The following is a 12,260-nucleotide window of genomic DNA, read 5'->3' as shown; positions in this document are numbered from 1 at the left end:
GGCCCAGCGACGGCGTTCACTCATGGCCGGCGAGGTGTGGGCGAACCTGGGCGGCCAGCAGGTAGCCACTGCCGCGCACGGTCTGGATCAGTCGAGCGGGCTTGCCAGTGTCACGCAGGCGCTGGCGCAGGCGCGACACGGCCATGTCGACGATGCGCTCCAGCGGCATCACCTCGCGACCACGGGTGGCGCTGGCGATGGTGTCGCGGTCGAGTATCTGCCGGGGGTTGTCGAGGAACAGCTTGAGCAGGGCGAAGTCGGCACCACTGAGGAAGTGCTCCTCGCCGTCCTCGTGGAACAGCCGGTGGCTGATGGTATCCAGTCGCCAGTCGTCGAAGGCGATGACTTCGCCGCCGCGCACCTGGGTGAACTGCGCGCGGCGCAGCAGCGCCTTGATCCGCGCCAGCAGCTCGCGGGGGCTGAAGGGCTTGCCGAGGTAGTCGTCGGCACCCAGCTCCAGGCCCACCACGCGGTCGGCCTCGTCGGAGCTGGCGGTGAGCATGATCACCGGCATGCAGGCGTGGCGCTGGTGCGAGCGGATCCAGCGGCACAGGCTGAAACCGTCTTCGTCGGGCAGCATCACGTCGAGGATCGCCAGGGCGGATTCCTCGTCGCACAGCGCACGGCGGAAGTCCGCGCCATTGGCGACGGCGCGCACCTGGAAACCGGCGCGGCTGAGGTAGGTTTCCAGCAGCTCGCGGATTTCCTGGTCGTCGTCCACCAGCAGGATGGATCGGGCAGGCTGGTTCACTTCGGGCGTCCTTCGTTCTTGTTGTTCTTCAGGGATGGAGCGTGGAATCAACCTTCGTTGCGCAGCGCCTGCTCCAGGGCAACACCGGCACCGAACAGGCCCGGATGGTCCGCCGTCATGACCCACACCGGAACCGGATCGAGGTAGGGCCCGCTGGTCTTGCCACGGCTGCGGAAGGCCTCGGCGAAGCCACTGCGCTGGAAGCGCTCGAGGAAGCGCGGGACGATGCCGCCGGTGATGTAGACGCCACCCAGCCCGCCGACCGTCAGCACGGCGTTGCCGGCGACCCGTGCCAGCCAGAGGAAGAAGTGCTCCAGCACCGCGTCGGCGTAGGCATCGCCGGCCATGGCGCGCTCGCCGATCTCGGCGGCGGTGGCGCATGCAGGCTCCACACCATCGATTTGGCAGCTCATGCGGTAGAGGTTTTCCAGGCCACTGCCGGAGAGCACGCGTTCGGCCGAGACGTGGCCGTACTTCTCGCGCAGCAGTTGCCAGAGGGCGAAGTCGCGCTCGGAGGTCACCGGCAGGTCGACGTGACCGCCTTCGCAGGGCAGCACTTCCCAGCCGCCACTCGGCAACGGCATCAGGCTGCCGACGCCCAGTCCGGTGCCCGGGCCGATGATCAGTTTGGCGCGGCCTTCCAGCGCCTTGCCGGGACGCACCTGTACCAGGTGCTCTTCCGACAGCCGCGAGGCCGCCCAGGCCATGGTGCTGAAGTCGTTCACCAGCAGCAGGTGGCTCAGGCCCAGCTCGGCGCGAAATGACTCGCGCCGGATCACCCAGTGGTTGTTGGTGAACTTGAAGTCACCCGCACCGACAGGGCCGGCGCAAGCCAGGCAGACATTTTCGACAGCCGACAACGGTTGGCCCACGCGCTGCAGATAGTCGCGCACGGCGTCTTCCGGGCGCGGATAGTCGGCGCAGGCCAGGACCTGGATGGATTCGAGGACTTCACCGCGCCACAAGGCGAAGCGGGCATTGGTGCCACCGATGTCGCCGACCAGGGCGAAACCGTTGGAAAAGGACTGAGCGTTATTGGAGTTCATCGCGGGCTCGGGCCTGGAAGTTGGGTGAAAGGTGCGGCGCGGGATCATGCCAGCATAGGACAGCGGCGGAAACGTCCTGTGCGACGGACAGGCAGTCCGTCACACAGGACGTTGGACGGGTCAGCTCGGACCGTTCAGTTCGGCCGTGAAGCTGCAGGCGCCCTGCTCCGCCGGGCTGAAGGCATTGCGCATGAAGGCGAACAGCTCGCGACCCATGCCGAGGTTATCAATGACCGGCGTTTCCACGAGCGGACGGGCTTCCCATTCCGCCGCGTCCACCAGCACGCGCAGTTCTCCGGTGGTGCCGTCGACGCGCACCACGTCGCCGTCGCGCAGCTTGGCCAGCGGGCCGCCGTTGAGGGCTTCCGGGGAGACATGGATGGCCGCTGGCACCTTGCCGGAAGCGCCGGACATGCGCCCATCGGTGACCAGCGCCACCTTGAAGCCGCGGTCCTGCAGCACGCCCAGGAACGGCGTGAGCTTGTGCAGCTCCGGCATGCCATTGGCGCGCGGGCCCTGGAAGCGCACCACGGCCACCAGGTCACGCTCCAGCTCGCCGGCCTTGAAGGCCGCGGCCAGGCTCGACTGGTCGTGGAAGATGCGCACCGGGGCTTCGACGATCTGGTGCTCCAGCGCGACAGCGGAGACCTTCATTACGCCACGACCGAGGTTGCCTTCCATCAGGCGCAGGCCGCCCTCGGGCGAGAACGGCTTGTCGATGGGGCGCAGGATGTTCTCGTCCAGGCTCGCCGCCGGGCCTTCGCGCCAGACCAGCTTGCCGCCGTCGAGGAAAGGCTCCTGCTGGTAGCGGCGCAGCCCCTTGCCCATCACGGTCTGCACGTCTTCATGCAACAGGCCGCCATCGAGCAGCTGACGGATCAGGAAGGACATGCCGCCCGCCGCCTGGAAGTGGTTGATGTCGGCCTGGCCGTTGGGATAGATGCGCGCCAGGGTCGGCACGATCTCGGAGAGGTCGGCCATGTCCTGCCAGGTCAGCTGGATGCCGGCGGCCTGGGCGATGGCCAGCAGGTGCAGGGTGTGGTTGGTCGAACCGCCAGTGGCCAGCAGCGCCACGACCGAGTTGACCATGGCCTTCTCGTCGACGATCTCCGCCATGGGCACGAACTGGCCGTTCTCCGGGGTCAGGCGCGCGGCCTGGCGGGCGGCTTCGCGGGTCAGCTCGTCACGCAGCGGGGTGTTCGGGTTGACGAAGGAGGCGCCCGGCAGGTGCAGGCCCATGACTTCCACCAGCAACTGGTTGGTGTTGGCGGTGCCGTAGAAGGTGCAGGTGCCCGGCGCGTGGTAGGAGGCCATTTCCGAGGCCAGCAGCTCCTCGCGGGTGGCCTTGCCTTCGGCGAACAGCTGGCGCACCGCGGCCTTCTCCTTGTTGGAGATGCCAGTGGGCATGGGGCCGGCTGGCACGAACACCACCGGCAGGTGACCGAAGCGCAACGAGCCGATCAGCAGGCCGGGGACGATCTTGTCGCACACGCCCAGGCACAGGGCGGCATCGAACATGTTGTGCGACAGCGCGATGGCAGTGCCCATGGCGATCACGTCGCGGCTGGCCAGGGACAGTTCCATGCCCGGCTCGCCCTGGGTCACGCCATCGCACATGGCCGGCACGCCGCCGGCGAACTGGCCGACCGAGCCGATCTGCCGCAGGGCGTCCTTGATCAGCTCCGGGAAGCGCTCCAGCGGCTGGTGCGCGGAGAGCATGTCGTTGTAGGCGGAGACGATGGCGACGTTGGCCTGGTTCATCAGCCGCAGCGCCTGTTTGTCGGAATCACCACAGGCCGCGACGCCGTGGGCGAGGTTGCCGCAGGGCAGCGTGCCGCGGTGCGGGCCCTTGGTGGCGGCTGCCTTGACCAGATCGAGGTAGCGCTGTCGCGTGGACGCGCTGCGGGCCTGGATGCGCTGGGTGACTTCAAGCACACGGGGGTGCATGGCAGCATTCTCCTACAGACTATCGGTTGTTGTTTTTACAACATAATTGTTTATTCCAAGGCGTTTACTTTTCAACGACGTGGAAATTTAATGGTTTTTACCACAACAAAAGAAAAGAGACGACCTTCATGACTATACGCCTGGCTATCAACGGATTTGGCCGCATCGGTCGAAACGTGCTCCGCGCGCTCTACTCGGGCGCCTACCGCCAGCACCTGCAAGTGGTGGCGATCAATGACCTCGGCGACGCCGCGATCAACGCCCACCTGTTCCAGTACGACAGCGTGCACGGGCAGTTCACCGGCCACGTCGAGCATGACGCCGAAAGCCTCAGGGTAGAGGGCGACCGCATCGCCGTCACGGCCATCCGCAATCCAGCCGACCTGCCGTGGAAGACGCTGGGGGTGGATATCGTGCTGGAGTGCACCGGCCTGTTCACCTCTCGCGACAAGGCCGCTGCGCACCTGGCCGCCGGCGCGCGGCAGGTGCTGATCTCCGCTCCCGGCCAAGGCGTGGACGCCACGGTGGTGTTCGGCGTCAACGACAACATCCTGCGCACGGAACATCAGGTCGTCTCCAACGCCTCCTGCACCACCAACTGCCTGGCGCCGGTGGCCCAGGTGCTGCACCGCGAGCTGGGCATCGAGCACGGACTGATGACCACCATTCATGCCTACACCAACGACCAGAATCTCTCCGACGTCTACCACAGCGACCCGTACCGCGCGCGTTCGGCGACCCAGTCGATGATCCCGACCCGGACCGGCGCCGCCGAAGCGGTGGGCCTGGTATTGCCGGAACTGGCGGGCAAGCTGACCGGCCTGGCGGTGCGGGTGCCGGTGATCAACGTGTCACTGGTGGACCTCACGCTGCAGGTCGCCCGCGACACCAGCGCGCAGGAGATCAACGAACTGATGGAGCGAGCCGGCGAGACCTCGGCGATCCTCGGTTTCAACCGCCAGCCGCTGGTGTCGGTGGACTTCAACCACGACCCGCGCTCCGCCATCTTCGACGCCAGCCACACACGGGTGAACGGCCGGCTGGTGAAGGTGATGGCCTGGTACGACAACGAGTGGGGGTTCTCCAACCGCATGCTGGATGCGGCGCGGGCGATGGCTGCGGCGCGGGGGTGAAGCGAGGTTCGCGAGCAAGCTCGCTCCTACAGGGGGCGGAGCGCTGGCTCTTCGTAGGAGCGAGCTTGCTCGCGAACAGCCGCCACGCCGAACGCCGATCAGCGATAAAGCCTTTTTCCCTGCGCCTCCAGCACCAGCAGACGCATGTCCGCCTCGGCCAGGATCGCCTCCTGGCCGAGGTGATCGACGCGCTTCCACGCCTTGATTTCCTCGCGACTGCGACCGCAACCCAGGCAAATGCCCTGTTCGAACTCGCAGACCTTGATGCACGGACTCTTCACGGACTTCCTCTCGCCTCGATGGGTGAACGTCAGTGGGCCTGCACAATGGACACCCGCTAACGGCCAAGGTCCAACTCGATTTTCCCATCGGCGCCATCGACGCGGGTTATCGAAGCGGGCAATCGAAGGGCGCGCGCCTTGCTAGAATCCGCCCTCCACGCTTTCCGGCTTCGCTGATGCTCGCCCTCAAGCTCACCCTGGTTCCGCTGTTCCTGCTATTGGTGTCCCTTGCCGGGCGCTGGTGGGGGCCGACCATCGCCGGCTGCCTGGCCGCCCTCCCGGCTATTGCCGGGCCCATCCTCTACCTGATCACCGTGGAGCACGGCCGCGAGTTTGGCGCCCGGGCTGCGTTGCTGGCGCTGGCGGCAATCTTCGCCTCGGAGGCCTTCAACTTCGCCTATGCCTGGTTGTGCCGACGCTATCGTTGGCCTCTGGCACTGACCGGTTCCATGCTCGCCTGGCTGATAGCCGCCTGGGGACTGACGCAGATGCCCGCCCTGCCCTTCTGGGCGCTGATGGCTGCGGCGCTGGGCGCACTGACCAGTCAGCTGTTCATGCCTCGTGCTGAGCTTCCCGCCACGGTCGCTGCGCTGGGCCGCTTCGAACTGAGCCTGCGCATGCTGGCCGGTGCGCTGCTGACATTAGCCGTCACCGCCCTCGCCGGCTGGGCCGGGCCAAGCTGGAGCGGTCTACTGGCGGTGTTCCCGCTGCTCTCCATCGTGCTCTGCGTGTCGTCGCAGCGCCTGCACGGCGCGGGCTTTGTCATCACCCTGCTGCGCGGCATGGTCACCGGGCGCCCGGCCTTCGCAGCCTTCTGCCTGTGGCTGGCATTGCGCCTGCCGGACAACGCCAGCCTGCCCAGCTTTGCCGAGGCGGCGTTGCTGGCGTTGCTGGTTCAGGGCGCGATGCGCTGGTTGATCGGCTTGCACACCCGCAGGTCGGTAAAAGCCGCCTGACAGTAAAACGCCACGGCTGGGCCAGCCGTGGCGTTTTCGATTACAGCAGCGAGTAGCGTTTAGAGCAGCGTGAAGCTCTGCTCCTTCACGTTGTCCGAATCCAGGCCGACGTAGACCTTGAACTCGCCCGGCTCCGAGGCATAGCGCAGCTGGCTGTCGTAGAAGCGCAGGTCTTCTTCGCGGATCGGGAACTGCACCACCTTCGATTCGCCCGGCTGCAGCAGGATCTTGCTGAAGCCCTTGAGTTCCTTGACCGGACGGCTGATGGACGCGGCGACGTCGCGCAGGTAGAGCTGCACGGTGGTTTCGCCGGCGACCTTGCCGGTGTTCTTCACGGTCACACTGGCAGTCAGTTGGTCGCCCTTCTTCAGCTTGCTGCCCGACAGCTTCACGTCCGAGACGCTGAAGTCGGTGTAGCTCAGGCCGTAGCCGAAGGGGTACAGCGGGCCGTTCTCCGAATCGAAGTAGCGCGAGGTGTACTTGTTCGGGTGCTCGTGGTCGAACGGGCGGCCGGTGTTCAGGTGGTTGTAGTAGATCGGCACCTGGCCCACCGAGCGCGGGAAGGTCATGGTCAACTTGCCCGACGGGTTGTAGTCGCCGAACAGCACGTCGGCGATGGCGTTGCCGCCCTCGGTGCCGCTGAACCAGGTCTCCAGCACGGCGTCGGCGTTGGCGCTTTCCCAGCGCAGGTCCATCGGCCGGCCGTTCATCAGCACCAGTACCAGCGGCTTGCCGGTGGCCTTGAGGGCCTTGAGCAGCTCGATCTGGCTCTGCGCGATATGCAGGTTGGTCTTGCTCGACGCCTCGTGGGCCATGCCCTGGGATTCGCCGACCACGGCCACCACCACGTCAGCCTGCTTCGCCTTCTCGACGGCCTCGTCGATCATGGCTTTCGGGCTGCGCGAGTCGACCTTCACGTCTTCGCTGTACTCGTTGAGGTATTTGACGATCTCGGGGTCGTCGGTGACGTTGGCGCCCTTGGCGTAGAGCAGCGCGGCATGGCCACGGGTGGCGGCGCCCATGCCTTCGAGCACGGTCACGGCCTGGAAGGCCTTGCCGGCGGCGGACCAGCTGCCCATCACGTCACGCTTGCTGTCGGCCAGCGGGCCGATCAGGGCGATCACGCCGTCACGCTTGAGCGGCAGCACGCCGCCTTCGTTCTTCAGCAGGACCATGCCCTTGCGCGCGATCTCGCGGGCGTCGGCGCGGTGCAGGCGCTCCTCGGCGTCGGTGTCCACCGGGTCCTTGCCCTGCAGGTAGCGGTACGGGTCCTGGAACAGGCCCATGTCCCACTTGGCGGCGAGCACGTCGCGGCAGGCACGGTCGATCTCGTCCTGGCTGATCAGCCCGGCCTTGAGCAGCTCGGGCATGTGCTTGCCGTAGAGGTCGTCGTTCATGTTCATTTCGACGCCGGCGTTGATCGCTGCCTGGGTGGCGTCGCGCTCGGTGGCCGCCACACCGTGCTTGATCAGCTCCAGCACCGCGCCGTGGTCGCTCAGGGTCAGGCCCTTGTAGCCCCACTGCTTGCGCAGCAGGTCCTGCAGCAGCCACTTGTTGGCGGTGGCCGGCACACCGTTGATGCTGTTCAGCGAGACCATCACCGCGCCGGCGCCGGCATCGATGGCCGCGTGGTACGGCGGCAGGTAGTCCTGGAACATGCGCTGCGGGCTCATGTCCACGGTGTTGTAGTCGCGGCCGCCTTCACCAGCACCGTACAGGGCGAAGTGCTTGACCCCGGCCATGATGGTTTCCGGCTGGTTCAGGCCCTTGCCCTGGTAGCCCTTGACCACCGCGGCGGCGACCTTGCTGGTCAGCCAGGCGTCTTCGCCGAAGCCTTCGGAGACACGGCCCCAGCGCGGATCGCGGGCGATGTCGACGGTGGGCGAATAGGTCAGGTTGAGGCCGTCGGCGCTGGCCTCGATGGCCGAGACGCGGGCGCTGCGCTCGATGGCGGCCAGGTCCCAGCTCGCCGCCAGGCCCAGGCCGATGGGGAACACGGTGCGGTGGCCGTGGACCACGTCATAGGCGAAGAACAGCGGGATCTTCAGGCGGCTCTTCATGGCCGCGTCCTGCAGGTCGCGGATGCCCGGGCGAACCACGGTATTGAACACCGCGCCGGTGGTGCCTTCGGCGATTTCCTTCAGCAGTACCGGCTTGGGATGGTCCGGCCCGACGCTGACCAGGCGAAGCTGGCCGATCTTTTCTTCCAGCGTCATGCGCTGCATCAGGCTGTCGAGGAAGGCCTCCTTCGACTGGCCGGCCAGCGGCACGGCGGGTGCGGCGGCAGGCGCCTGGGCGGCGGAAAGCGAAGCGCTGCTCAGGCCCAGCAGGAGGCCGAGCCAGCAGATACGGCTGATTGGAGTTCTTTTCATATGGGTACTCAGCAGCCTGCGCGAGGCGCCAGGCCACTGTGGAGTGTTGTCGAGAGACGTCGTCAGGGCGGTTGATCGGGCGGCATCCCCGGGTGTTGCCGCCAGCGCCTTGCGAACGCGGCACATAAGGTCGTCGCGCCGAGGGCGGAAGTCAATCACCGAACGGCTGGAAAGCCTCGGTCAAATGCGCCAAAACCTGGGTTCAATGATCGCGATTGCGCGCATTGAACTCCATTTCCTCGAGCATGGCTTCGCGCAGGGCGCGCTCTTCGTCCCATTCGTCCTCCACCGGCGCCGGGGCCGGCGGTGTCGCGGCCGCTTCGGGCTCGGTTTCCGTTTCGGGCTGGGCAGGTGCTTCGGTTTCGCCCTGCGGCTCGACCTCCGGCAGCGCATGAACACCGCTGAAATCGGCGTCCACCCCGGTGTCTTCGTCGTCGCTCGGCGGGCGGTCGATCAGGTCGTCGAAATCGGTCTTCAGGCCCTGCTCCATCTCGTCCAGCTCGGCGAGCAGGCTGCGGAAACTGGTTTCCTCCTTCGGCTCCTCCGGCGGCGCGGGCTCCGGCTCCTCGCCGGCATCGCGCACGGCCTGGTCGGCCAGGGCCTGCAGGGACGGCGGAACGTAATCCTCGTCGTACTCCTCGGGGCTCGGCAGGCTGGCCACCGGTGCCATGTCCTCGAGGATCGGCTGCGGCTCGGGTTCCATCAGTTTCAGCTCGGCCAGCGGCGGCAGGTCTTCCAGGCTCTTGAGGTTGAAGTAGTCGAGGAAGGTGCGGGTGGTGGCGAGCATGGCGGGGCGGCCGGGGACTTCACGGTAACCGACGATGCGGATCCACTCGCGCTCCATCAGCGTCTTGACGATCTGGGTGTTCACCGCAACGCCGCGGATTTCCTCGATCTCGCCACGGGTGATGGGTTGGCGGTAGGCGATCAGCGCCAGGGTCTCCAGCAGCGCACGGGAATAGCGTTGCGGGCGCTCTTCCCAGAGCCGGCCAACCCAGGAGGCGAACTTCTCGCGCACCTGCAGGCGGTAGCCGGTGGCGACTTCCTTCAGCTCGAAGGCACGCCCGGAGCAGGACAGGCTCAGCACCGCCAGCGCATCGCGGAACTGCTGCGGCTCAGGGCGCTCGGCCTCCTCGAACAGCTCGCCGAGACGCTCCAGCGACATGGGCTTGCCGGCAGCCAGGAGGATGCCTTCGAGCAGGGTCGCCAGTTCTTGCGGGTCGGAGAGATTCATCGGGAAGCTCGGGTCAAGGGGAAGGATTGGCCGTTCAGGCGGGAAAGCTACTCAAAGCGAGGCGCCAGGGCAACGCTGGCGGATCAGAGTGGCTGGTCTTCCGGCTCGCCGTCGAGTTGTTCATCCAGGGCAGCCTCGCCCTCCGGGCCGTCGAAGTGCCCATCCTCGAAGGTCAGTTCGGCCGGCGGCTCCTCGCGCGGCTCGAAGACATCTTCGTCGCCCTCCTCCAGCACGTCTTCCGATGTTTCCCCGAAACGGGCGGCGCCTTCCTGCACTTCCGTGCGGGCGCGGACGTGGATGGGCGCAAAGGCTTCGTTCTGCACCAGCTCTACCAGCTGTTCCTTGACCAGCTCCAGCACCGCCATGAAGGTCACCACCACGCCCAGCTTGCCTTCCTCGACGCGGAACAGCGTGATGAAAGGCACGAAGCCCTCGCCCTTCAAACGTTCGAGAATCTCGGTCATGCGCTCGCGGGTGGACAGCATCTCGCGGGTGACCTGATGGCTTTCGAACAGGTCGGCGCGGCGCAGCACCTCGGCCATGCACAGCATCAGCTCCTGCATGTCCACTTCCGGCAGCAGCCTGCGTGCCCGCGCATCCGGTGCAGCGACGGTGGGCACTACATAGTCGCGGCCCAGGCGCGGCAATTCGTCGAGGTCTTCGGCAGCCTTCTTGAAACGCTCGTACTCCTGCAGGCGACGGATCAGCTCGGCACGCGGGTCTTCCTCTTCTTCCTCGGACTCGGCCGAGCGAGGCAGCAGCATGCGCGACTTGATCTCGGCGAGCATGGCAGCCATTACCAGGTACTCGGCGGCCAGCTCCAGGCGCACCGACTTCATCAGCTCGACATAGCCCATGTACTGGCGGGTGATCTCCGCCACGGGGATGTCGAGGATGTTGATGTTCTGCTTGCGGATCAGGTAGAGCAGCAGGTCGAGCGGGCCTTCGAAGGCTTCGAGGAAGACCTCCAGGGCGTCCGGCGGGATGTACAGGTCCTGCGGCATCTCCGTCAGGGCCTCGCCGTAGACGAGCGCCAGCTGTACCGGCACCTGGTATTCAGGGGCGGCGGCGGGGGCTTCCGGCTCGGTCAGGTCACTCATCGGCCACTCGTCAGGCGCTGGGGTTCGAAGGCGGCATTATCCCTGCTTTTGCCGGCAGCGGGAGAGGCTTTTGGCGCAAGGGATGGACGGGGTCGCATCCCGCTGCACGAAAGGTTCTTCTGTAGGAGCGAGCTTGCTCGCGAACAGGCCCCGGCAGCGGAGCCGGGTTCGCGAGCAAGCTCGCTCCTACAAAACTCAGCGCTCAACGGTAGGAAAGCCCCATGGCATGGCGTACCTCCACCAGCGTCTCCCGCGCGGCCTCGCGGGCTCGTTCGGCGCCTTCGGCGAGGATGCTGCGCACCAGCTCGGGGTTGTCCTCGTAGTCCAGCGCGCGCTCCTGGATCGGCACCAGTTCGTGGAGGATCGATTCGATCAGCGGTCGCTTGCAGTCGAGGCAGCCGATCCCGGCGCTGCGGCAGCCTTCCTGCACCCATTGGCGGCAGCCGTCGTCGGAGTAGATCAGGTGCCACTGCCACACCGGGCAACGCTCCGGATCGCCCGGATCGCGGCGGTGCACGCGCGCCGGGTCAGTGGGCATGCGCGCAATCTTCTCCTCGATTACCGCGGGGCTGTCGCGCAGGGCAATGGTGTTGTGGTGCGACTTGGACATCTTCTGCCCGTCCAGCCCCGGCATCCTCGGCGCGTGGCTGGTGAGGGTCTGCGGCTCGGGCAGCAGCACCCGACTGCTGCCTTCGAGGTAGCCGAACAGTCGGTCGCGGTCGCCCAGGGTCAGGCTCTGCTGCTCCATGAGCAGCGCACGTGCGGTTTCCAGCGCCTCGGCGTCGCCCTGCTCCTGCCAGGCGCGGCGCAGGCTGCTGTAGAGCTTGCCGGTCTTCTTGCCCAGGCGGGCGATGGCGGTCTGGGCACGGTCCTCGAAGTCCACCTCGCCGCCGTACAGGTGATTGAAGCGGCGGGCGATCTCGCGGGTGAATTCGACGTGGGCGAACTGATCCGAGCCCACCGGCACCAGGCCGGCACGGTAGATCAGGATGTCAGCAGCCTGCAGCAGCGGGTAACCGAGGAAGCCGAAGGTCGAGAGGTCCTTGTGGCTGAGCTTCTCCTGCAGCTCCTTGTACGTCGGCACGCGCTCCAGCCAGGACAGCGGGCAGATCATCGACAGCAACAAGTGCAGCTCGGCATGCTCGGGCACCTGGGACTGGATGAACATCGTCGCGGCGCTGGGACTGACACCCACCGCCAACCAGTCGATGGCCATGTCGCGCACGTGCTGGCGAATGCTCGCGGTCTCGTCGTACTCGGTGGTCAGGGCGTGCCAGTCGACGATGGAGAAGTAGCATTCGTACTCGTGCTGCAATTTCACCCAGCTCTGCAGCACGCCATGGTAATGCCCCAGGTGCAGGCGCCCGGTGGGGCGCATGCCGGACAGCACACGGCGCAGGGATTCGACGCTGGTCAAGCGGTCAACCTCGCGGGTTCGGC

The 12,260-nt window shown here is 66.5% G+C and carries 9 protein-coding genes and 1 pseudogene; 2 read left to right on the top strand and 8 right to left on the bottom strand.

The window, feature by feature from the left end; all coding sequences use genetic code 11:
- Positions 1-16: 16 nt before the first annotated feature.
- The 3 genes from ACKI1H_RS14015 to edd all read right to left on the bottom strand — a co-directional run bounded on the left by ACKI1H_RS14015 (position 17) and on the right by edd (position 3,744).
- Complete coding sequence (locus ACKI1H_RS14015; RefSeq protein WP_138522457.1) at positions 17-751, bottom strand: response regulator; 735 nt, start codon at positions 749-751, stop codon at positions 17-19.
- A 47-nt stretch (positions 752-798) separates the two neighbouring features.
- On the bottom strand, positions 799-1,797 hold the full coding sequence (locus tag ACKI1H_RS14010) for a glucokinase (RefSeq protein WP_440468642.1): 999 nt from the start codon (positions 1,795-1,797) through the stop codon (positions 799-801).
- 120 nt (positions 1,798-1,917) lie between these two features.
- Positions 1,918-3,744, bottom strand: coding sequence for a phosphogluconate dehydratase (gene edd / locus ACKI1H_RS14005; protein ID WP_440468641.1), 1,827 nt, complete (start codon positions 3,742-3,744; stop codon positions 1,918-1,920).
- A gap of 128 nt (positions 3,745-3,872) precedes the next feature.
- On the opposite strand from edd, the gene gap reads away from it, so the two are divergent.
- Positions 3,873-4,877 (top strand): type I glyceraldehyde-3-phosphate dehydrogenase, encoded by a 1,005-nt coding sequence (gap, locus tag ACKI1H_RS14000; RefSeq protein ID WP_440468640.1) that lies wholly within the window; start codon positions 3,873-3,875, stop codon positions 4,875-4,877.
- 98 nt (positions 4,878-4,975) lie between these two features.
- On the opposite strand, the gene ACKI1H_RS13995 is transcribed toward gap, so the two are convergent.
- Positions 4,976-5,158, bottom strand: coding sequence for a DUF1289 domain-containing protein (locus tag ACKI1H_RS13995; protein WP_138522465.1), 183 nt, complete (start codon positions 5,156-5,158; stop codon positions 4,976-4,978).
- Positions 5,159-5,334: 176 nt separating this feature from the next.
- On the opposite strand from ACKI1H_RS13995, the gene ACKI1H_RS13990 reads away from it, so the two are divergent.
- Positions 5,335-6,114 (top strand): hypothetical protein, encoded by a 780-nt coding sequence (locus ACKI1H_RS13990; protein ID WP_440468639.1) that lies wholly within the window; start codon positions 5,335-5,337, stop codon positions 6,112-6,114.
- A gap of 59 nt (positions 6,115-6,173) precedes the next feature.
- Here ACKI1H_RS13990 and bglX read toward each other — a convergent pair whose 3' ends face one another.
- From bglX to ACKI1H_RS13970, 4 genes and pseudogenes are all read right to left on the bottom strand, one after another.
- Entirely contained in the window at positions 6,174-8,471 is a 2,298-nt protein-coding gene (bglX, locus tag ACKI1H_RS13985; protein WP_440468863.1) for a beta-glucosidase BglX, read from the bottom strand.
- 217 nt (positions 8,472-8,688) lie between these two features.
- On the bottom strand, positions 8,689-9,720 hold the full coding sequence (gene scpB / locus ACKI1H_RS13980; protein ID WP_440468638.1) for an SMC-Scp complex subunit ScpB: 1,032 nt from the start codon (positions 9,718-9,720) through the stop codon (positions 8,689-8,691).
- Between the two features lie 212 nt (positions 9,721-9,932).
- A pseudogene (locus tag ACKI1H_RS13975) lies at positions 9,933-10,691 on the bottom strand (segregation and condensation protein A); the annotation flags it as partial.
- A 331-nt stretch (positions 10,692-11,022) separates the two neighbouring features.
- Positions 11,023-12,237, bottom strand: coding sequence for a tryptophan--tRNA ligase (locus ACKI1H_RS13970; protein ID WP_138522475.1), 1,215 nt, complete (start codon positions 12,235-12,237; stop codon positions 11,023-11,025).
- Positions 12,238-12,260 lie beyond the last annotated feature (23 nt).

Origin of the sequence: Pseudomonas sp. YH-1 (genome assembly GCF_051990045.1) — a bacterium.
In the GTDB taxonomy this organism is placed as follows: Bacteria; Pseudomonadota; Gammaproteobacteria; order Pseudomonadales; family Pseudomonadaceae; genus Pseudomonas; species Pseudomonas nicosulfuronedens.
The sequence above is the reverse complement of the archived record's forward strand: the minus strand, read 5'-3'. Positions and strand labels throughout refer to the sequence as shown.

What these genes read in the sequence shown, in the direction of transcription:
- ACKI1H_RS14010 (WP_440468642.1), bottom strand. Translation starts at nt 1,797, where the DNA reads ATGAACTCCAATAACGCTCAGTCCTTTTCCAACGGTTTCGCCCTGGTC.
- edd (WP_440468641.1), bottom strand. Translation starts at nt 3,744, where the DNA reads ATGCACCCCCGTGTGCTTGAAGTCACCCAGCGCATCCAGGCCCGCAGC.
- gap (WP_440468640.1), top strand. Translation starts at nt 3,873, where the DNA reads ATGACTATACGCCTGGCTATCAACGGATTTGGCCGCATCGGTCGAAAC.
- ACKI1H_RS13990 (WP_440468639.1), top strand. Translation starts at nt 5,335, where the DNA reads ATGCTCGCCCTCAAGCTCACCCTGGTTCCGCTGTTCCTGCTATTGGTG.
- scpB (WP_440468638.1), bottom strand. Translation starts at nt 9,720, where the DNA reads ATGAATCTCTCCGACCCGCAAGAACTGGCGACCCTGCTCGAAGGCATC.